22 protein-coding genes are annotated in these 20,016 nt (G+C 31.2%); 16 read left to right on the top strand and 6 right to left on the bottom strand.

All coding sequences use genetic code 11. The features are described from left to right. The first annotated feature begins 1 nt into the window (after position 1). The 5 genes from CHB81_RS05715 (at position 2) to rlmH (ending at position 3,438) form a co-directional block, all read left to right on the top strand. The gene (locus tag CHB81_RS05715) at positions 2–397 is read left to right on the top strand and encodes an OsmC family protein (RefSeq protein WP_089350934.1); all 396 of its coding nucleotides are present in this window, start codon (positions 2–4) and stop codon (positions 395–397) included. A gap of 6 nt (positions 398–403) precedes the next feature. Continuing rightward, the gene (locus CHB81_RS05710) at positions 404–688 is read left to right on the top strand and encodes a GNAT family N-acetyltransferase (protein WP_089350933.1); all 285 of its coding nucleotides are present in this window, start codon (positions 404–406) and stop codon (positions 686–688) included. Between the two features lie 343 nt (positions 689–1,031). Continuing rightward, entirely contained in the window at positions 1,032–2,447 is a 1,416-nt protein-coding gene (locus CHB81_RS05705; protein ID WP_089350932.1) for an adenosine deaminase, read from the top strand. Positions 2,448–2,575: 128 nt separating this feature from the next. Continuing rightward, the gene (locus tag CHB81_RS05700; RefSeq protein ID WP_089350931.1) at positions 2,576–2,878 is read left to right on the top strand and encodes an antibiotic biosynthesis monooxygenase; all 303 of its coding nucleotides are present in this window, start codon (positions 2,576–2,578) and stop codon (positions 2,876–2,878) included. A gap of 86 nt (positions 2,879–2,964) precedes the next feature. Further along, positions 2,965–3,438: a 23S rRNA (pseudouridine(1915)-N(3))-methyltransferase RlmH gene (gene rlmH / locus CHB81_RS05695; protein ID WP_026982293.1), complete on the top strand. Its 474-nt coding sequence runs from the start codon at positions 2,965–2,967 to the stop codon at positions 3,436–3,438. 18 nt (positions 3,439–3,456) lie between these two features. Here the strand turns inward: rlmH and CHB81_RS05690 are convergent, their stop codons facing one another. The 3 genes from CHB81_RS05690 to folP all read right to left on the bottom strand — a co-directional run bounded on the left by CHB81_RS05690 (position 3,457) and on the right by folP (position 5,645). Further along, the gene (locus CHB81_RS05690) at positions 3,457–3,999 is read right to left on the bottom strand and encodes a hypothetical protein (RefSeq protein ID WP_254920981.1); all 543 of its coding nucleotides are present in this window, start codon (positions 3,997–3,999) and stop codon (positions 3,457–3,459) included. A gap of 140 nt (positions 4,000–4,139) precedes the next feature. Beyond that, entirely contained in the window at positions 4,140–4,796 is a 657-nt protein-coding gene (locus CHB81_RS05685) for a hypothetical protein (protein ID WP_089350929.1), read from the bottom strand. 21 nt (positions 4,797–4,817) lie between these two features. Further along, entirely contained in the window at positions 4,818–5,645 is an 828-nt protein-coding gene (folP, locus tag CHB81_RS05680; RefSeq protein WP_089350928.1) for a dihydropteroate synthase, read from the bottom strand. A 194-nt stretch (positions 5,646–5,839) separates the two neighbouring features. Between folP and CHB81_RS05675 the strand changes: the two genes are divergently transcribed. The 6 genes from CHB81_RS05675 (at position 5,840) to tpiA (ending at position 11,179) form a co-directional block, all read left to right on the top strand. Continuing rightward, positions 5,840–6,379 carry a DUF1599 domain-containing protein gene (locus CHB81_RS05675; protein ID WP_089350927.1) on the top strand — a complete coding sequence of 180 codons (540 nt, stop codon included), beginning with the start codon at positions 5,840–5,842 and terminating at the stop codon, positions 6,377–6,379. A gap of 82 nt (positions 6,380–6,461) precedes the next feature. Then, a complete protein-coding gene (locus CHB81_RS05670) occupies positions 6,462–7,583 on the top strand; it encodes a BT_3928 family protein (RefSeq protein ID WP_089351198.1) in 1,122 nt (373 codons plus the stop codon). Between the two features lie 85 nt (positions 7,584–7,668). Then, positions 7,669–8,694, top strand: coding sequence for a hypothetical protein (locus CHB81_RS05665; protein ID WP_089350926.1), 1,026 nt, complete (start codon positions 7,669–7,671; stop codon positions 8,692–8,694). A 71-nt stretch (positions 8,695–8,765) separates the two neighbouring features. Beyond that, positions 8,766–9,425 carry a dienelactone hydrolase family protein gene (locus CHB81_RS05660; RefSeq protein WP_089350925.1) on the top strand — a complete coding sequence of 220 codons (660 nt, stop codon included), beginning with the start codon at positions 8,766–8,768 and terminating at the stop codon, positions 9,423–9,425. Between the two features lie 405 nt (positions 9,426–9,830). Further along, positions 9,831–10,325, top strand: coding sequence for a TlpA disulfide reductase family protein (locus CHB81_RS05655; RefSeq protein ID WP_089350924.1), 495 nt, complete (start codon positions 9,831–9,833; stop codon positions 10,323–10,325). Positions 10,326–10,426: 101 nt separating this feature from the next. After that, positions 10,427–11,179, top strand: a complete 753-nt coding sequence (gene tpiA, locus CHB81_RS05650) for a triose-phosphate isomerase (protein WP_089350923.1) — start codon at positions 10,427–10,429, stop codon at positions 11,177–11,179. Between the two features lie 314 nt (positions 11,180–11,493). Here tpiA and CHB81_RS27105 read toward each other — a convergent pair whose 3' ends face one another. From CHB81_RS27105 to CHB81_RS05640, 3 genes are read right to left on the bottom strand one after another with little or no spacing between them, the layout of a single operon-like run. Continuing rightward, the gene (locus CHB81_RS27105; protein ID WP_254920980.1) at positions 11,494–12,348 is read right to left on the bottom strand and encodes a hypothetical protein; all 855 of its coding nucleotides are present in this window, start codon (positions 12,346–12,348) and stop codon (positions 11,494–11,496) included. Between the two features lie 2 nt (positions 12,349–12,350). Further along, on the bottom strand, positions 12,351–13,832 hold the full coding sequence (locus CHB81_RS27100; RefSeq protein ID WP_254920979.1) for a hypothetical protein: 1,482 nt from the start codon (positions 13,830–13,832) through the stop codon (positions 12,351–12,353). Further along, on the bottom strand, positions 13,792–14,928 hold the full coding sequence (locus CHB81_RS05640) for a hypothetical protein (RefSeq protein WP_089350922.1): 1,137 nt from the start codon (positions 14,926–14,928) through the stop codon (positions 13,792–13,794). Before CHB81_RS05640 ends, CHB81_RS27100 begins: the two co-directional genes overlap by 41 nt. A gap of 113 nt (positions 14,929–15,041) precedes the next feature. Here CHB81_RS05640 and prmA point away from each other — a divergent pair, with 113 nt between their 5' ends. The 5 genes from prmA (at position 15,042) to CHB81_RS05615 (ending at position 19,988) form a co-directional block, all read left to right on the top strand. Continuing rightward, complete coding sequence (gene prmA / locus CHB81_RS05635) at positions 15,042–15,875, top strand: 50S ribosomal protein L11 methyltransferase (RefSeq protein WP_089350921.1); 834 nt, start codon at positions 15,042–15,044, stop codon at positions 15,873–15,875. A gap of 145 nt (positions 15,876–16,020) precedes the next feature. After that, positions 16,021–16,296: an ATP-dependent Clp protease adaptor ClpS gene (locus CHB81_RS05630; protein WP_089350920.1), complete on the top strand. Its 276-nt coding sequence runs from the start codon at positions 16,021–16,023 to the stop codon at positions 16,294–16,296. Between the two features lie 86 nt (positions 16,297–16,382). Next, a complete protein-coding gene (locus CHB81_RS05625) occupies positions 16,383–17,891 on the top strand; it encodes a WG repeat-containing protein (RefSeq protein ID WP_089350919.1) in 1,509 nt (502 codons plus the stop codon). Between the two features lie 137 nt (positions 17,892–18,028). After that, positions 18,029–19,300 carry a sterol desaturase family protein gene (locus CHB81_RS05620; RefSeq protein WP_089350918.1) on the top strand — a complete coding sequence of 424 codons (1,272 nt, stop codon included), beginning with the start codon at positions 18,029–18,031 and terminating at the stop codon, positions 19,298–19,300. A gap of 7 nt (positions 19,301–19,307) precedes the next feature. Next, complete coding sequence (locus tag CHB81_RS05615; protein WP_089350917.1) at positions 19,308–19,988, top strand: lysoplasmalogenase; 681 nt, start codon at positions 19,308–19,310, stop codon at positions 19,986–19,988. Positions 19,989–20,016 lie beyond the last annotated feature (28 nt).

The raw sequence follows: 20,016 nt of genomic DNA, 5'->3' as shown, positions 1-20,016 counted from the left end.
TATGAATACTATATCAGCACAAATTGATACACGCTTGTATCGAACAGAAATAACATCTGCCAGCGGAAATATTTTAATTTCTGATGAACCTCAGGAAATTGGAGGCAAGAATTTAGGATTAAATCCAACAGAGCTTTTGGCGGCATCATTGGCTTCCTGTACCGTAATTACTTTGCGAATGTACATCAATCGCAAACAATGGGAAGTTTCTGAAATAAATGTCAAAATTGATTTTGAAAGAGATTCGGAACGAAATGTAGCCGTATTTACCCGAAAAATCGAAGTAATTGGCGAAGTCGACGAAACACAAAGACAAAGATTGGAAACGATTGCAAATAGCTGTCCAATTCATAAAACACTTACGCATTCAATCGAAATTAAAACCACATTAATATAACCCATCATGGAAATAAATCAAATAAACGATACAAGAAGAGGCTATTTTGAAGCTATAGAAGACGGAAAAGAAGCCGGAAAAATGACCTATACATGGGCTGGAGATTCAAAATTTATCATAGATCATACTGAAGTTAGTGAAGGTTTTAACGGAAAAGGTGTTGGTAAAAAACTGGTTATGGCTGCCGTAGAATATGCCAGAACTAACAACCTGAAAATTATCCCACTTTGTCCTTTTGCGAAGAGTGTTTTTGATAAAACTGAGGATATTCATGATGTGCTTTTTTCTTAAGGTTCAAAGTTGCAAAGACACAAAGGTTCAGAGGTTTCATCTTCATATCAAAGTAGAGACGCACCGCAGTGCGTCTCTTTTTTGTTTATAGACAATTGTCGGTTTTTTGTTTGTCATCTCGACGAAGAAGAGATCACACTCTCAGCTCTACAAAGATTGGCGATTTTGATTGTGGAATTTCTAGTGTGATCTCTCCTTCGTCGAGATGACAAAAATGACGCAAAGCTAAGTGAACTTTACTCGAACCTTTGTTCCTTTGCTGCTTTGAGCCTTTGCCTCTTTAAACAAAATTTTCAAATCTCCTCAAAAACCATTACATTTGCATGTAATTTAAACTTAGAGTATGACGAGGATAATTACACTTTTCTGTATTTTCATAGCACAAATCGGCTTTTCTCAAACGGCTGAAAATTATTTAAATAAAAACAGAAATAACGAAGCTCTCTTAACAGCTTTCTTTCAACAAATGCCAAAAGGCGGCGATTTACACCATCATTTTTCAGGATCAGTTTATGCAGAATCTCTTTTAGAAAGAGCGATTGCTGAGGATTTTTATTTGAATCTGGAAACTATGGAAGTTTCTAAAACCAAACCTTCAAAAGGCAATTGGCAAACTTTCTCTTCTCTTAAAAACGAAGGCAAACTAGCTTTTTACGAACAGCAAGTCATGCAAACCTGGTCTGCTAAAGATTATAATGGCTCTGTTCCTTCTGATGATTTATTTTTTGACTCTTTTCAAAAATTCGAGCCTACTATCCAGGGGCATTTTGCTGAAGGAATGCTGGAACTAAAAAAACGTGCGATAGCTGAAAACGTAAGTTATATCGAAACTCAATTATCAACGATTCCGTGTGATATGAACGTTTCTGATTTAACCGATTTTAATTCGAAATTACGTCAGGCCGCAGCTCAAAAAGACGAAAAAGCGGTCCTAAAACTTTTAGATGAATTGTATAAATCAATTCAGCAAAAAGATGCTAAAAAATATGCTGTAGATTTCAATACTAATTTCATTGCAAAACTGCACAAAGACTTAAAAATTGACGATGACAAATTCACAATGCGTTATCAAAATTTTGTGCTTCGCTTTATGGATCCGGTTGATTTATTCAAAAACCTGACGATTGCTTTTATCTCGGCAAACGATAGCAAATTGGTTGCTGGTGTGAACATTGTTTCTCCGGAACACGGCGAAAATTCGATGAAAGATTATTGGCTTCACATGCTAATGTTTAAATACTGTCATTCTAAATATCCTGACGTAAAATACACGCTTCATGCGGGAGAATTAACTTTAGGATTGGTTCAGCCAGAAGATTTAACATGGCATATTAACGATGCAATTCATGTCGCCGGCGCTAACAGAATTGGTCACGGAGTTGATATTGCGTATGAAGCCAATTCATACGATTTATTGCGTTATATGGCAAAAAATAACATTCCAATTGAGATCAACTTAACGAGTAACGAATTCATTCTGAAAGTAAAAGAAAACAGACATCCGTTTACGCTTTATAAAGAATTTAATGTCCCAATCGTGATTAGTACAGACGATGCCGGAATTTTAAGAACAAACATGACAGAGCAATATGTTTTGCTTGCCAAAAGATATCCTGATGTTTCGTACGCGATTATAAAGCAATATGTTTACAATAGTATCAATTATAGTTTTATTCAGGATGCAACAGTTAAAAAACAATTATTGAAAGATTTAGACGCAAGATTCAAAACTTTTGAAGATAAATTTTCCAAGAACTAAATTTATAATCTAGGTGCGAGTTTCACGCAGATTTTAAACAGATTAAAGCTGATAAACGCAGATTTATTTATTGTAAATATCAAAAATTAAATCTGCCTAATCTGCGTGAAAAAAAAATAAAAAATCATATGATTCTAGAAGCTGCTTTTCTTTACGTAAAACCTGATTTTGCAATTCAGTTTGAAAATGATTTTGCAAAAGCAAGTCAATATATTTCATCAATTGATGGTTATTTAGGACATCGTTTAGAGAAATGTCTTGAGGTTGAGAACAAATATCTTTTATTAGTAGATTGGAACACGCTTGAAGATCATACCGTAGGTTTTAGAACTTCTGAAGCTTATCTGGAATGGAAAAAGATTTTACATCATTACTATGAACCGTTTCCTGTTGTAGAGCATTTCGAAACCGTTTTTGAGAATAGAAAATAGCCCACAGATTTAGCGGATTAAACGGAGAAACGCAGATTTTTTAATTCGTGCTCATTCGTGTAATTCGTGGCAAAAAAAACACCAAAATGAACATCAAACTTATCGCCATTGGCAAAACCGATAATAAATCGTTGCAGACTTTAATTGACGATTATACCAAACGTTTGTCGTTTTATATCAAATTTGATTTGGAAATTATTCCGGATATCAAAAACGTCAAGAATTTATCTGAAAGTCAGCAAAAGGAAAAAGAAGGTGAATTGATTTTGTCAAAACTTTCGCCAACCGATCAATTGATTTTATTGGATGAAAACGGGAAAAACTTTTCCAGCGTTGGTTTTTCTGAAGAATTACAAAAGAAAATGAACTCCGGAATCAAAACACTGGTTTTTGTAATTGGCGGTCCTTATGGGTTCTCTGACACTGTTTACAGTAAAGCACAAGGAAAGATTTCACTTTCGCTAATGACATTTTCGCATCAAATGGTTCGTTTGTTTTTTATCGAACAATTGTATCGCGGATTTACGATTTTAAGAAATGAACCTTATCATCATCAATAAAAAGGTTTGTTTCAGGTTTTAGTAAATGAATTCTACAGGAAGTTTATCAAGATTGTGAGAAACGTATTTTTGCAGTAAAATTTTATCTTGAATGTACTCTTCATAACTCATGTTCTTATCAAATAAAAACACTAGATCTGGTACTCTTTCGAATTTTATACTATAAAAATATTTTAATATTTCTGATATTTTTATTTCCTTATTTCCCATCAAAACTTGTTCTTTTCCTTTTCTAAAATAAAATACAAAAGTTCCTTGAGTTGGTTTTTCTGTTTTATAATACACTTTCGTGAAAGGTAAAAAGGCCATATTCTTCCCGATCGAATCTGCGTAAGAATAATAATTTTCAGCTTTTTCGTTTTTATGGGCTTTTTCTACTCGCTTTTTTTCCTGAAGTTTCATTACTTCCGGAATTACCAATCTTAATGGTAAACGCTTGTCGATATTAAAAATCCAATTGGTTGAAATGATGCTATTTTTTCGGTTTACATCAGCGATTGTATCTTTTCCTTCTGTTTTAAAAAAGATATAAATTGGTGAATGATCCTGTACATCTTTCACTATAGAAATGTTTGCTTTTGGAAGTAGGACGTCTTTTTTTTCTTGGCAGGAAAAAAGAAGAAATAGGAATATTAGGCTGAAGTATTTCATGTTTTGCTTTTTATTTTAATTATTGAATAAATCTGAATAATTAATCAAATTTATAATTCATCGAATAAAAACTCAGTAAACAAATCGTTCTTTAGACCATTATAATTATCATCCAAAGCTATCTCAATTATTTTATTCACTTCTTCGTGGCTCAAAACATCGTTATTTTTATAATATTTATTTGAAATAATTTGTTGTTCCAAGCGTTTTTCAATTTTTTCTTTTAATTCTAATTTTATTTTTTCTCTAAAATTTTCTACTTGTATTCTTTTCTTTTTATATAACGAGTAATATCTTTTTTGTAAACTCTCATAATCATTCTTCCAATCTTGCAAAGATTTTTGAATGTTATACTTTTTATAATTCAGAATTAAAATTTCATCGTCTAAATCATCAAAAAGTCCCCACTCTTCGTCATACTCACTTATTTCACCTTTGTAGAAATTTATTTTAACGTCATTCTCTACTATGAAAAGTTCTTCACCTATATATCTTCTAATTTTCCAATATAATTCAAGCAAATCTGCATGATCTAAATTAAAATTTACTTCTACGATTTCATAAAAATCACTGGACTGGAGCTGATAATTTATTACTTCGTTTTTTTCCCAATTATGAACATCACAAAAAGAAAACAATATATTATTTTCTTCTATTATGATATTTTGAAGGACATTAAAACTATTTATGATATTTGGTTTTTCCATAATTTAAACCTGACAAGTTATCTATTTCAAACCAATTTTCACAAACAAAGTAACACATTCTACAGCTTCTTTTACATCATGCACACGTAAAATTTTAGCCCTTTTTGTCAAAGCAATTGTATTAATAACTGTTGTTCCGTTTAAAGCTTCTTGCGCTGTATTGCCAAGTGTTTTATAAATCATTGATTTTCTGGAAACTCCGGCTAAAACTGGCAATTCCAACAAATTAAAAAGTTCCATTTTTTGCAAAACCTCATAATTCTGATCCGTTGTTTTAGCAAATCCAAAACCTGGATCTAAGATCAAATCGTTGATTCCAAGACTTCTTGCGTGTTTTACTTTCTTAGAAAAATAAAAAAGCATTTCTTTTACAATATCATCATATTGTGTCAAACTTTGCATCGTTTGCGGATTTCCACGCATGTGCATCATGATATACGGAACATTGTATTTTGCAATTACCTCAAACATTTTATCGTCCAGTTCTCCCGCTGCAATATCGTTTATAATCGCTGCGCCACTTTCTATACTCGCTTTTGCAACAGCGGCTCTAAAAGTATCAATTGACAATAACGTTTCCGGAAAATGCTTTAAAATCAATTTGATAACCGGAACAATTCGTTCGATCTCTTCTTGTTCGGTAACAAATTCGGCACTTGGCTTACTGGAATAAGCACCAATATCTATAAATGTTGCACCTTCAGACAGCATTTTATCGACTTGCGAAATAATTTCCGCTTCATTTTTATACTTTCCTCCATCAAAAAAAGAGTTTGGCGTCACATTCAAAATCCCCATTACTTTAGGAATCGACAAGTCTATCAGTTGTCCCTTGCAGTTCATTAACATTTTGTTTGAAATTTTTATTTGTTTCAGGTTTCAAGTTTCACGACTTTTGTTTCAAGTTATTTTTGTTTCAGGTTTCAAGTTACTCAGCTTGCGCAATGTACTTCAACCTGAAACTTGAAACTTGAAACTTTTTTCATAAACTCTTTAATTTTATCCTTATTTTTGAAGAAATTTTAGCAAATATACAGCAATAAATGAAGAATACTTCCCTTGAATATGATAATGTAATTACGGTTTGCCGAACTTTATTTATCAATAAAATGACAGATTATGGTAGTGCATGGCGTATTTTAAGACTGCCATCATTAACTGATCAAATCTTTATAAAAGCGCAAAGAATCAGAAGTTTACAGGAAAATGAAGTCCGTAAAGTTGATGAAGATGAACAAGGAGAATTCATTGGAATTATTAACTATTCGATTATGGCTTTGATTCAGTTAGAATTGGGTGTTGTTGATCAGCCTGATTTGGATGTTGAAAAAGCAACTGAATTATATGATGCTAAAGTTAAACTGACCAAAGAGTTAATGGAAGCCAAAAATCATGATTATGGTGAAGCGTGGCGTGATATGCGTGTAAGCTCATTAACTGATTTGATTCTGCAAAAAATACTTCGCGTTAAACAAATTGAAGATAATAAAGGTAAAACTTTAGTTTCTGAAGGCATTGATGCCAATTATCAGGACATGATTAATTATTCTGTGTTTGCTCTGATATTAAACCCATTGAAATAAAATTTAGCCACTAATTTCACGAATGATCACGAATTAATTTGTGTTAATTGGCGAAATTCATGGCAAAAAAAAACAAAAAAACATGAAAAACATCATTACTCAATTCTCAAGATTATTTGTCGGCGTATTGTTTATTATTTCAGGATTAATTAAACTCAATGATCCCGTTGGTTTCTCTTATAAATTAGCCGAATATTTTAGTGAACCTGTTTTTAATATGCCATTTTTAGAGCCATTGGCTTTAGGATTAGCAATATTTTTAGTAATTCTGGAAGTAGTTTTGGGTGTAATGTTATTAGTTGGTTACAAATCTAAACTTACCATTTGGGCTTTATTATTACTGATCGTTTTCTTTACTTTCCTTACCTTCTACTCTGCATATTTTGATGTAGTTAAAGATTGTGGTTGTTTTGGAGATGCGTTGCATTTAACGCCTTGGCAATCGTTTACAAAAGATATTGTTTTATTATTTTTCATTGTGATTTTATTCGTCAATAAAAAATTAGTTAAACCTTTATTCCCAAAAATGGCAACTAATTTAGTGACACTTCTTGCTATAATTTTATGTGTTTTTATGGCTGTTTGGGTATTGAATCATAATCCTATAAAAGATTTCCGTCCTTACAAAGTGGGAACAAACATTGAGAAAGGAATGGAAATTCCGGAAGGTGCTCCAAAATCTGTAGTTGAAATGATTTTTATCTATAAAGTAAACGGAGTTGACAAAGAATTCTCTGAAAAAGATTTGATGAACATCCCTGAAGGTGCAACGTTTGTAGATAGAAAGGACAAAGTTATTACTGAAGGTTATGTTCCGCCAATTCACGATTTTACAATGGTAAAAGAAGATTCAGATTATAAAGCTGAATTATTAAAAGAACCTAAATTATTGGTTTTCGTAACTTATGATTTGACACTATCAAATCCTGAAGGAATGAAAAAACTAGAAGGTGTAGCAAAAGATGCTAAAGCAAAAGGATATAAAGTAATTGCCATGACAGCTTCCGGAGCTGATGAAATTGCAAAAGCAAAAAAACAATATGGTTTAGATATTGACTTTTATTTCTGTGATGCAACGGCTCTAAAAACAATCGAAAGAGCAAATCCAAGTATTGTAGTACTACACAAAGGAACTATAGTCCAAAAAGTACATTATAACGATATCAAGGATTTGAAACTATCTGATGTTTCATATGATCTTTAAAACTATAAATTAGTGAAATCAACGCCAATATTCTACTTTTAGATTATTGGCGTTTTTTTGAATAAACAATTTATCAATAAGAAATATGAGTTCAAAACTAAAAAATGAATTAAGTTCCACTTTTTCTAAGAATCCTTACCTTTTTTCATTTCTATTCTTTTTAATTCTTTATGCCATCTGTGATTTTAAATTTTACGAAACTGACGGTGTACATTTGCTTCCTCTTCATATCCTAGCATTAATCGCAGGTATTATTTTTGAAAGCAAAAGAATTACAAAAACGTGGAAAACAGCTGCTTCAATAGGAATTATTTCTTTTATACTTACTTTTTCTTTAGGTCTTTTTTTAGATCACATCTCGCCTAATTCAAAATTTGATTTGAGGCTTATTTTAAATCTAAGTATTTTAGCTTGGCCTATTGTTTTCTTTATTTTATATGTTACTTTTTCACTAATATTTAATCAAAGAAGAATTGTTCCCAAATTGACAGAAGATATAACCTTAATGCTTTCGATATCCATGATTTATTGGGTTATAGATACTGGTTTGGTAAAATTTGATAATATCATCTTACGAACATTTATTATTATTATAATTTCACTTTCCTTATTTTCTTTGTATAATGCTTTTAATAAAGCTTTTTTATCTGATACTAAAAAACTAATCCTAAGCATCTGGAGTTCGATAATTATGATGTTTTTTGCTATCGATAATTTATCTGGTTTTTTAGAAAATGGAAGCGCTGTAAGTACTAATGAATTAATACAAGGAACTTATATTGCAATTCAATATTTTCTTTTAGGCATTTCAAGTATTTACATGATTCAGAATTTTATGATGCTTATTGGTTTTCTGCCCAGTTGGAAAATGTTCTTCTTTATAAAGTATTCTGACACCATCAGTGAACTCAAAAACAAACACATCGATAGATATTCGGATACACAAGTAAGCAAATCAGATTCTAAGTTCTGTATTCTTTTTGTTAGTACTATTTTCTTTTTAAATTACTATTATGAAATCGTTCCCAGGCAATTTATAATCTGGCTAAGTTTTGTAACATTCCCATTTCTTTTAATGACGTATAATCATTTTCTAAAAAAGAAAAAATAAACTCATTTCCTATTTCTGCGAAAGCTTTAAAAATCCTACATTTGGTTAAAACCAAAAACTAAATTTAATCAATGAAAAAACTCATTAAAGCTTTTACTCTTTCGCTTACAATTTTATCTAGCATTTTATCTTTTAGCCAGACAAAAAATGAAAACCAACGTTACGTTTTCTTTTTTCACAATAAATTTGTTGAAGAAAATGCTTTAGATGTAGCACATCCTGAATATGGAAAGGCAGAATACAATGAAATTTTAGCCTCTTTCAGAAAAGATAATTTTATTGTTTTTAGCGAAATCAGAAAGAAGAATACTAATGCTGCTGATTATGCCGAAAAGATTGTCAAGCAAATTAAAAAGCTTATCAAGAAAGGTGTTTCTCCAAATAAAATTACCGTAATAGGAACTTCAAAAGGAGGTTATATTGCACAATATGTTTCGACTTTTTTAGCAAATCCTGATCTGAGTTTTGTCTTTATTGGATGTTTTAGAGACATTGATATCGAAGAAATTCCAGACATTAATTACTGTGGAAACATCTTGATGATTTATGAAGAATCTGATGTTTTAGGCGTTGATGCGACCAAACGAAAAGAGACTTCAAAACTTAAAATAAATCATTTTAAACAAATCGAATTGCATACTAATCTGAAACATGGTTTTTTATACAAAGCTTCAGATAATTGGATTACTCCGAGTAAAAAATGGGCAAATGGCGATTATGATTTGAATTAAAAATCAACAAAGAAAAATAAAAAAAAAGTCTTCAATAAATTCTAAATCAGAATAAGTATTGAAGGCTTTTTTTATGCGAACCTGACGTTTTTTTGCTTCTAAAATTACTTTATAAATAAAAAAATCAGGCTGTTTTGTATTTCGCCAAAAGTTTATTTCTAAAAAATCCCAATTTCTCGGTTAACTATTACGTTTTCATTCGGCTTTTTTTAACCTAAATTTCCCGTTTTGTGATAAATTAAACGTCTCTTCAAATTTTGTTAATGATTATTTCTCATTCAATTTGTTTGTTTAACTTTGTTCGGATACTTTTAATCTATTAATTTGATAGAATTTTAAATCCTAAAAAATTAATAGATTAAAAACGATTTTAATCCGAATTAAAAAAGCAAACATTATTTCCGTATGAAACAAATAGCCCTTGTCTTAATTGCATTCATTACCTTTTCATGTTCACAAGCTCAGAAAACAAGTTTTTCTAAAGAAGCTTTGTCTGAAAAATTATTAACCGTTGATGGAGGTCAGACTTCTTTCAAAAACATTTTAAAAAACTACAAAGGCAAAACTTTGGTAATCGAAGTTTGGGCTTCGTGGTGTGGTGATTGTGTAAAAGCAATGCCAAAAGTAAAAGAATTACAAGCTAATAATCCTGATGTTTCATACTTATTTCTTTCGGCTGATAAAACAGCTGATAAATGGAAAGCCGGAATTGAAAAACACGAATTAAAAGGCGATCATTATATGATGAACGACGGTATGAAAGGTGTTTTTGGAAAAGCGATCGATTTAGATTGGATTCCAAGATACATTATTATCGATAAAAAAGGCAAAATTGTATTGTACCGTGCTATCGAAACTGATTTTGATAAAATCAATGAAACCTTAAAAAGCCTGAAATAAAATTCAATTGCAATGACAATTTCAAAATTCAATGTCAATGCAGACTTCAAGATCAATACAAGAATAAAAAACAAAAAAGAATAAAAATAAAAACTACCAAAATGAGAAAAAAGATTGTTGCAGGAAACTGGAAAATGCATAAAAACGCAGAACAAACTGAAGAATTATTAAACGAATTAATTGCTAAAATACCTGCAAAAACAACTGCTCAAGTAATTGTTGCACCAACATTTGTAAACTTACAAGCTGCAGTCGCTAAATTAAAAAACACAACTATTGGAGTTTCTGCTCAAAACGTTCACCAAGCTGAAGGCGGTGCTTTTACAGGAGAAATTTCTGCTGATATGTTAACTAGCATTGGTGTAAACACTGTAATTCTTGGTCACTCTGAGCGTCGTGCTATTTTTCACGAAACTGATGCATTAATCGCGAGCAAAGTTGATACAGCTTTGAAACATGATTTAACTGTTATTTTCTGTTTTGGAGAAGAATTAAAAGATCGTCAATCAGGAAACCATTTCAACATTGTTGAGAATCAATTGCGTGATGGATTATTCCAAATTGCAAAAGAATCATGGTCTAAAATTGTTTTAGCTTATGAGCCAGTTTGGGCAATTGGAACCGGAGAAACTGCTTCACCAGAACAAGCTCAGGAAATGCACGAATTCATCAGAGAAGTTGTTCGTAAAGCTTACGGAGCTGATATCGCTGACGAAGTTTCTATTTTATACGGTGGTTCTGTAAAACCAGATAACGCTAAAGAAATTTTTGGCAAACCAGACGTAGACGGTGGTTTAATTGGAGGTGCTGCTTTAAAAGCTGATGATTTCTTAGCTATTGTAACTGCTATCTAAATTTTAGATTTTAGATTTTACTATAAAAAAAAGCGTTCTTCGAACGCTTTTTTTTATGCCTTTATTGGTCTCAGATCGGGATTTAAAACCCTACAATTTATTGCAGTACTAGTAATGCGAAAAAATATAATCTTTTGACTTTTTAGTATTGATAATGGTTTTCAAAGTTGAGAGACTTTCAGTCTCTCGTCAAACAAACCTCTGCACTTTCAGTGCAGAGGTTTGTTTTTTATATGTGATATAAATTATTCTAGTAATTATTTCAAACTGAATTTACATTTACTTATATCACTTATATGGTGAGAAAAAACATTTTAGTTTATAAATGCTTTCAATAATGGGCAATTATATTTTCTGAAAGTTGGTGTTGTTTTATAAAGGGAATAAAAATTCATAAGCTCCTTCCCTGCTTTAAACGGATTTTTTTCTTCTTCTTCGGCAGAAACAATACTAGCGTAGTGCCCGTAATAATTACATTCAAAAATCATTAAACTTGCCAGTGCTTTTTCGTTATTATTCTTCGACATTTTTAATGCTTTTTCGTAATACATCTTTGCCATTGTCAAGCTGTAATAATTCCCTTTTTGATAGGTCTTTTCGATCTCAGTGTTATCTCCATAAACATAATCAACATACGATTCGCCCGAAGTCCAGTCGTACGCTACCATCATCCAGGAATTTCCAAGATAGGAAACATTAAAATACGCATGCGCTAATTGCAAATTACTCGATGCTGTATTTTGCTTTTTTAATTCAATTAGTTTGGCAATAAACTCAGTTTTATTAAAACGATAATCAAACTTTCTCTCTTTATCTTTTTGAAGAATTTTGGGCGTGAACGGGTTTTCATTTAAATAATCCTTATAAGAATAATTCTTCTCCCAAAAATCTTTTGGCATACTCGAAAAAGTTTCATAAGCCAATTCTAAATTATTGTTTCTAAAAGCTATTGTTCCTTTTAAATCTTTATAATAATTAATATTTGGCGCTATTGTCCCGGAACAAATGTATTTTTCAAAAGCTGTTTTATCTTTTTTCTGCTGAAGCGCCATCAAACGATCAACATCTTCTATAGTTGCGCTTCGGTCAAAATAACCTATATAACTGTAAAAATAAGGACTATTATAATATCCTGAATATTCTCCGTCGCTTTTAAGATCTGATTTCATCATTAATAATCCAGCAGTAACGCGATCGCCTTTTTAGCAAAATCTGCACTGGCAATTCGGTATAAACTGTATAAGTTTTTGAACAATCCATTATCGGTTTCAATCAAATTTTCAACCGAATCAAAGTATTGAAAAAGTTGGTTTTGAACTTTCTCGCTTTTCAAGTCATCTTGTTTTAAGGAAACTAAAGCCAATTGAATATTTTTCTGCATTTGTATTGATGCATTAGCTTTATCAGAAATCATATCGGTGTATTTTTTCCCTTCGTCAATTTGATCGTCCATAAAACAAAGCTGTGCAATTGCAGCGGTGATATAATCCTTTTGCTCGCCCGAAGTCTGCTCCCTAATCGAAATCAAAAAGTATTCTAACGCTCTAAGATTCAAAATGTCTTTGTTCAGATTTTCCTCTTTTGCTTTAGCATAATCTCCATACCAATCTGTTCCTTCAAACACAACCGATGGACTTCCATCATTGGTATATTGAGGAGTGAAAATCCAATCTTCGAGTTTGTTGATTTCCCTTCCTATCAAAAAACTAAAATTAATACTATTCGGACTTAGTTTATAAACTTCTTCGATTGTCTTTAAATCCGGTGCTGGATTTCTAAAACTTTCAATAGCCAGAATAACACTTCGTTCTTGGTCGTTTTGGGCAAGAGCCAAAGTTTCTTCGGTCAGTTTCCAATTATAATGCTGCAAAACGGCAAACGATTTTTCTTCGCAAGAAGCAAAAACTTTACTCAATAAATAATTTTGCAACGGAAAATTATCAATACACAAAGCTTTATAATACAAAGCCCAAGGTTCTAAAATGGTGCTCTTGTTTGCGGCAAAATAAGTATCATACAAATGAATTACTTCATTCTTATCCTGAGCATAAAAACTATATCTCAAAATTAAAAATGCATATCGCTGTTTCAAAAAAGGATCTTTAGCTGTTTTGATTTTCTTTTCAAAATCTTCTAAATCTGCTAGTTTATGATCTTTGCTTCCGTAGCCTATTTGATTCCAGGATTCCCATTTTACATCAACATTACTATTGTATTCCAGTTTTTTGGCAAATACGATATAATTCAAAAAAGCTTTATTTTTTGATAGTAGCAAAGCTTCAATAAAAGTGTTTTTCTCAAATACCTTCTTTAATGATTTGGATTCAAAAGCATTTTCAAATTGCTCAGAATCTGTTTCATACAAAATAGTATGTATATCTTTTGGATCAATTGAATTGCCTAATTTTTTCTTCCATTCTAAACAATTTAATTCCTGATCTACACCAGAAACCGTATTGGTAGAATAGTAATAATCTGCCGAATAATAAAACGGAGTCAGTTTAAAAAAACCTTCTCTTTGCGCTTTAAACAAAGCTAATCGGCTTGTTTCCGGCGAAACACTCCAACCACAGGCAAAAGAAACCTGAAAGCTAAAAACTAAGAGTAAACTACTAAAAACGCGCATAATAATTGGATATATTTTGGGTTCCATAATCGTTAATGTATTTTTTATCGAAAGAGAAAAATGTCACTTTGGTTTGATTATCAATTGGGATTTTACTTTTTACAATCGAAATCATTTTATCAAGTTCCTCTTCTGAAATTTTCTCAATCCTGATTTCATCTCCATTTCTCAAATACGTTTGTCCAATAAGAATATCATCTTGCAAAATGTATTTGCTATCTGATACTTTTTTCAGTTTAATAGAATCGTTTCTAATCTGATCATAATCTGATAAAATACCCTTAAACTTATCTCCTCTAAAAACTACTGCCCAACTATAAAGCGGTAAGGCAATATCTAGTTTTAGTTTATATTGGTCGTGCGTAATATATTGCGCCAATTCTTCGCTTGTTCCTATAGAATTTTTGGTCTTAAAATCGTCTGGTTTTGCCAAATTGTAACACATCAATAAACCTTTGTCTACAGGAGGAATTCCGGCTTTTGAAGCATATTTATATTGCCAAAGCCTTATTGTAGCCGAAATTTGTGCTGTTGGAAATCCTTTCTTGATTTGCGTCAACAAATAAAAATAATTGTCTTTTGATTTTTCGGACCAATCGCAATCGACTAAGATTTCTTTAAAATCAACTTTTAGTTTTCCTAATTCAATTGATTTTACGGAGTCATAATTGATTCTTTTATAGTTTTCCTGTTTGTAATAATCCTTTGGGTATACAATTCCGTTAGCAATTTTATCAGCTTTAGCTTCATTTATTTTCACACCAATTTGCTCGACACGTTTTGCAATTCTAATCGCCAAACTATCCAATTGTTTTTTATTGGCTTGTAAAACGACTTCATTGGTAATAAAAATACTTGGCGTAATCTCAGGGTTACTTTCGTTTAAACTTGTGTTTCTGATTGTTGCAACCGGCAAAGGTTCTTTGGCATACGGATTCCAATCGACATCAAAAAAACGAACGTACATATGCTGAACTTTCAAATCTTTGATAAGAGAGTCATCTTGATTTTCAAAATTTAAATCAGTCTTCCAATAACAAAACGATCGCACTACTTCGTGCTCTTTTTCACAACTTGCTCCATTAAGTACCACAAAGAGCAAAACAAAAATGATATTCTTCATATTTTAAAAATCCTTACAAATTCCAATCAAAATTAACATTAATTAAACTAACGATGTCGATTATTTATGAACAACTTCTGCTTTGGATTCTTACCTTTGCAAAAAAATCATTTATGTCGAATATATATTTAGGATACCATTTTACGATTGAACCGAAAGAACCCGGATCAGAAATTTTAATTGCTGAATTAGGCGAAAAAGCATTTGAGACTTTTACAGAAACAGAAACTGGAATCTCGGCTTATGTGAAGAAAGATTTATGGGATGAGAATATTCTGGATGACATTTATATTTTACAATCTGAAGAGTTTAAAATCGAATATACTGTTGAAGAAATCGATCAGGTAAACTGGAACGAGGAATGGGAAAAGAATTTTGAAGCGATTGATGTTGATGGAAAATGTCATGTTCGTGCTCCTTTTCACCCAAAAACTGATGCCGAATTTGATATCGTAATCGAACCAAAAATGAGTTTTGGAACTGGTCATCACGAAACTACACACATGATGATTCAACATTTACTTGAAATGGATGTTGATGGCCTAAAAACGTTGGATATGGGTTGTGGAACCGCTATTTTGGCAATTTTGGCCGAAATGAAAGGCGCTCAGCCAATCGATGCTATTGATATTGACAATTGGTGTTATTTGAATTCTATCGAAAATGCTGAACGCAATAATTGCAAACATATTACCGTTTACGAAGGCGATGCAGCTTTATTGGCAGGTAAAAAATATGATTTGATCATTGCCAATATCAACCGAAATATTTTGTTGAACGACATGCAAAGTTATGTTGATTGTTTAAACCCAAAAGGGATTATACTTTTTAGCGGTTTTTATGAAGAAGATATTCCATTTATTGATGCATCATGCACGGAGAAAGGATTAACATATGTTAAAAAATTTCAAAGAAACAACTGGGTTTCATTAAAATACGTAAATTAGATAGTTGATTATCTGTTTACTAAAGAGCTCACAGATTAAACATTTGAAGAATTTAGCATTGCTTTTATTATTTTTTAATCCATTTAATCTCTGTAATCTTTGGCAAAAAAATTAGTAATTACATCAGTACAAAAACCTTAAAAAAATGAGTACTAAAGAAAAAGTAAGAGAAAGAGTCCGCGAAAAGGAAGCTACGGCTTTCAATAACGAAATCATTGTTTATAACGACGATGTAAACACTTTTGATCACGTAATTGAAACCTTAATGCGTGTTTGCAGCCATACCGCTGAGCAGGCAGAACAATGTTCCCTGATTGTACATTATAACGGAAAATGCACCGTAAAAACGGGACCTCTTGACAAATTAAAACCACAATGCACACAACTTTTGGAAGCTGGACTAAGCGCCGAAATTGTTTAAATTGCCTATCATCTAAAAACGCATTCTATTTTGTTTTACACGAAAACTGAATAGAATGCGTTTTCATTTTAAACCATCTGAGATAAATGAGAATTATCGCATTTTTTATATTGCTTTTATTGCCTTTTATTTCAAAAGGCCAATCAAAATTTGAGCATCTTCGAAAACAATTAATTGAAAATAAAACATATGAATATGTTTACAATTTCGAAAACAATTATGCTGCATTTAGAACTTTCAATAACAAAATGGGGTTGATTGACAGCATAGGAAACGTGATCATTAAACCTACTTATCAATACATTGACAATAAAAAAGATCTCAAAAACCTATTTGAAGCTGTAATCATTGTAAATAAAAAATACAAAAGAGGATTTATCGATTTACAAAACAAGGTTAAAATTCCATTTGATTATGATGATGCTTTTTATTTAGGAAATGGTCTGATCAGAGTATCAAAAAATAACAAAACTGGTGTTCTAGATACTAAAAACAAAACGATTCTGCCTCTAAAATATGATTATATAATGAACGATAACGGTATTTTATTTGTTCAGGTTAATAATACAATCGATTTATTTGATGCTAACGGAAAGCAGTTTACTAATTTTAAAGCAGCGGACATTGACTATTTTAAAAGCAAAAGATCGATTGTAACACTTACAGACAAAAACACTTTGATAATTGATGATCAAGGAAATATAATTCTAAATTCTATCAACAATCATCAATTCGAAAGAGTATTTGAATCAGATTCTTATCTTATCAAAAATACGATCACTAAGAAAAAAGGTGTCATAAATTCTTCAGGGCAATATAAAATTGAATGCAAATACGATGATATTTCACCTTCTAATTCAATTTATATTGTACAAAATAATAAAAAAGACGGTCTTATTACTAAAAATGATTCTGTTTTGAAACCATTAATTTACGATTATATTTCTTCTGCTTTTTATAAAGATAGTATTCAATTTCAAAATCAATATTTTGCTCGTAAAGAAGATTTACAAGGTGTAATAAATCCATTTTTAGAAAAAGAAATAATTCCTGTTTCTTATAAACATATAGAACAGCTTTCTAAATATTATATTACAGCTAATTTGGAAAATAAAAACGGAATGTTTTCATCAAAAGGGGAAATTATAATTCCGGAAGATTATGACTTCTATAATGTGTCCCAAAGTAAAATTTTCGCTGTAAAAAACTCAAAAAAATACCTTCTTACCGTTGAAGACAACAATTATTCTGAAACAGAAGTTTTTGCTGGTGAATTTGTTAAGAATAAATTTAACTTCGGCGGGTTTTCGAAAAGTAATTATCAAATTTTCAAAAACGAAAATAAAATTGGTGTAATCAGTAATAAAAATACAATTGCAATTCCGTCAGAGTTTGATTTCATTACCGAAATATATTCTACGGGAGAATTCATTGTTCAGAAAAACAAAAAATACGGAATTATAAACGGCAATAATCAAATCCTTTTAGAGTTAAAATATGATTCTTATAAAATAATTAAGGAGGTTGTTAAATTTGGAATTAACAATCAAAAAACACCGAAATTCTATTCTGTCGATTTTTCAAAAGAAAAATAAATAATTGTTTTCCTGCAAATTTGAAGTTCAGCATTCTACTAAAATTTAAACTTAGATTCTATTTAATTGTTTAATTGCAAATAATTAAAAAAACATTCTATTTTATTCTATATTTGAATAAAATAGAATGTTTTTTTATGGAAGAATATGGAAAGATATTGATTATCGCCATGCCTATTTTTTTAGTCCTAATTGTAATCGAAAAGGCATATGGCATTTATAAAAAAGACGACACTGCTCCTTTAATAGACAGTGTGTCCAGCATTAGCTCAGGAATTACCAATTCTGTAAAGGATGTTTTAGGCTTAAGTCTTACTTTTATATCCTATGAATGGCTGGTTTCTAAATTGGCAATCAATCATCTCGAACCTAATGTTCTCTCGTACTGTATTGCTTTTTTTGTGATCGATTTTTATGGATATTGGAGCCATCGACTGGCACATCAAATTAATTTTCTCTGGAACAAACATGCTATTCATCACAGCAGCGAAGAATTTAATCTCGCTTGCGCTTTACGTCAACCTATTGCAAGTTTATTAAATCTGTTTACTTTTCTATTAATTCCTGCCGCAATAATTGGTGTTCCGGCCTCGGTAATTGCAATTACTTTACCATTGCATCTATTTTTACAATTTTGGTATCATACCAAGCATATTAAAAAAATGGGGGTTCTGGAATATATTCTTGTAACTCCTTCCCACCATCGTGTGCATCATGCCATAAATCCTGAATATTTAGACAAAAATCATTCGCAGATATTTATTTTTTGGGACAAACTTTTTGGTACTTTCCAAGCAGAATTAGACAATGTTCCTCCAGTTTTTGGAATAACAAGACCAGCGCAAACCTGGAATCCAATCCGAATAAACTTTCAACATTTAAGCTTGTTAATTAAAGATGCTTGGCGAGCCGAAAACTGGAAAGACAAACTCACAATTTGGTTTAAACCAACTGGCTGGCGTCCAGAAAACTTTGAAGAAAAATATCCTGTACACAAAATCGAGAATGTTTTTGATTTTGACAAATACGGCACACAAAATTCTCAAAAGCTGATTTATTGGTCAGTCGCACAGGTTTTAATCACACTTTTGTTTGTGAGTTATCTATTTGATAATATTGCCAAAATTGGCTTACCAAATATCTTTATCTATGGCTTTTTTATTCTGTTAACAATTTACAGCTACACTGAATTGATGGATAAGAGCAAATATGCCGTTTTTTGGGAAGGTCTGCGTTTAGCGGTCGCAATTGCAATTATATCTTATTACGGTGATTGGTTTGGCTTAAATAATGTCTTACCAATTGGCAATTATATTATTCTCGCCTACTTAAGTTTATCACTCCTGACTACGATTTACTTTGTGAAAATTGATTTTAAAACTTACCAAACCCAAACCATAAATTCATAAACCGCTTATGAGAAATTCGATGTTTTTTAAAATCTATATTGCATTTAGTGTGGTCTATTTGCTTATTTTGTTTTTAGGATATGAAAGCTTAAACCTATTTTTAAAACCCATTTTGATTCCATTATTAGGTTTTGGAGTTTATTTTTATCGAAAGTTCCCATCAAAAAACACCTTGTTAACTGCCTTATTATTCTCGTGGATTGGCGATGTAATTTTACTCTTTACTGACATTGCCGAAATCTATTTTATCCTCGGATTAGTTGCTTTTCTGATTTCACATATCACCTATTCTATACTTTTTAACAAACAAATTAAGGGCGAAGTCAAAAGAAATACAGCTATTTTTGGAATCGGAAGTATTTTAATTGCTTGTTATTTAATAGGCATGCTTTCGGTTTTATTGCCCACTTTAGGCGATTTAAGAATTCCGGTAACGGTATATGCTTCTGTAATTTCGATCATGCTTTTGTTTGCTTTTAATGGCTTTTTAATTTGGAAAAAACCTGGGAACTTATACGTTTTTCTGGGAGCGATAGTATTTGTTCTTTCCGATAGTATTTTGGCGGTAAATAAATTTTATACACCAATCGAGAAAAGTTCGTTTTTTATTATGCTAACATATCTTGTGGCACAATATCTGATTGTAGTTGGTATATTAAAACTGAATCCAAAGAAAAATCCGGAATAGCACACTGATCTCACAGATTGAACTGATT

This window comes from Flavobacterium sp. ov086, from assembly GCF_900187965.1.
Classification (GTDB): domain Bacteria; phylum Bacteroidota; class Bacteroidia; order Flavobacteriales; family Flavobacteriaceae; genus Flavobacterium.
Note: the sequence above shows the minus strand (reverse complement) of the source record. Positions and strands in the feature narration are given on the sequence as shown.

Coding starts and splice junctions, on each gene's coding strand:
- CHB81_RS05625 (WP_089350919.1), top strand. CDS start 16,383: ATGAGAATTATCGCATTTTTTATATTGCTTTTATTGCCTTTTATTTCA.
- CHB81_RS05630 (WP_089350920.1), top strand. CDS start 16,021: ATGAGTACTAAAGAAAAAGTAAGAGAAAGAGTCCGCGAAAAGGAAGCT.
- CHB81_RS05640 (WP_089350922.1), bottom strand. CDS start 14,928: ATGAAGAATATCATTTTTGTTTTGCTCTTTGTGGTACTTAATGGAGCA.
- CHB81_RS05665 (WP_089350926.1), top strand. CDS start 7,669: ATGAGTTCAAAACTAAAAAATGAATTAAGTTCCACTTTTTCTAAGAAT.
- CHB81_RS05715 (WP_089350934.1), top strand. CDS start 2: ATGAATACTATATCAGCACAAATTGATACACGCTTGTATCGAACAGAA.
- CHB81_RS05655 (WP_089350924.1), top strand. CDS start 9,831: ATGAAACAAATAGCCCTTGTCTTAATTGCATTCATTACCTTTTCATGT.
- CHB81_RS27105 (WP_254920980.1), bottom strand. CDS start 12,348: ATGAAATCAGATCTTAAAAGCGACGGAGAATATTCAGGATATTATAAT.
- CHB81_RS05700 (WP_089350931.1), top strand. CDS start 2,576: ATGATTCTAGAAGCTGCTTTTCTTTACGTAAAACCTGATTTTGCAATT.
- CHB81_RS05705 (WP_089350932.1), top strand. CDS start 1,032: ATGACGAGGATAATTACACTTTTCTGTATTTTCATAGCACAAATCGGC.
- CHB81_RS05620 (WP_089350918.1), top strand. CDS start 18,029: ATGGAAGAATATGGAAAGATATTGATTATCGCCATGCCTATTTTTTTA.
- folP (WP_089350928.1), bottom strand. CDS start 5,645: ATGTTAATGAACTGCAAGGGACAACTGATAGACTTGTCGATTCCTAAA.
- CHB81_RS05685 (WP_089350929.1), bottom strand. CDS start 4,796: ATGGAAAAACCAAATATCATAAATAGTTTTAATGTCCTTCAAAATATC.
- CHB81_RS27100 (WP_254920979.1), bottom strand. CDS start 13,832: ATGGAACCCAAAATATATCCAATTATTATGCGCGTTTTTAGTAGTTTA.
- prmA (WP_089350921.1), top strand. CDS start 15,042: ATGTCGAATATATATTTAGGATACCATTTTACGATTGAACCGAAAGAA.
- tpiA (WP_089350923.1), top strand. CDS start 10,427: ATGAGAAAAAAGATTGTTGCAGGAAACTGGAAAATGCATAAAAACGCA.
- CHB81_RS05660 (WP_089350925.1), top strand. CDS start 8,766: ATGAAAAAACTCATTAAAGCTTTTACTCTTTCGCTTACAATTTTATCT.
- CHB81_RS05710 (WP_089350933.1), top strand. CDS start 404: ATGGAAATAAATCAAATAAACGATACAAGAAGAGGCTATTTTGAAGCT.
- CHB81_RS05670 (WP_089351198.1), top strand. CDS start 6,462: ATGAAAAACATCATTACTCAATTCTCAAGATTATTTGTCGGCGTATTG.
- rlmH (WP_026982293.1), top strand. CDS start 2,965: ATGAACATCAAACTTATCGCCATTGGCAAAACCGATAATAAATCGTTG.
- CHB81_RS05615 (WP_089350917.1), top strand. CDS start 19,308: ATGAGAAATTCGATGTTTTTTAAAATCTATATTGCATTTAGTGTGGTC.
- CHB81_RS05675 (WP_089350927.1), top strand. CDS start 5,840: ATGAAGAATACTTCCCTTGAATATGATAATGTAATTACGGTTTGCCGA.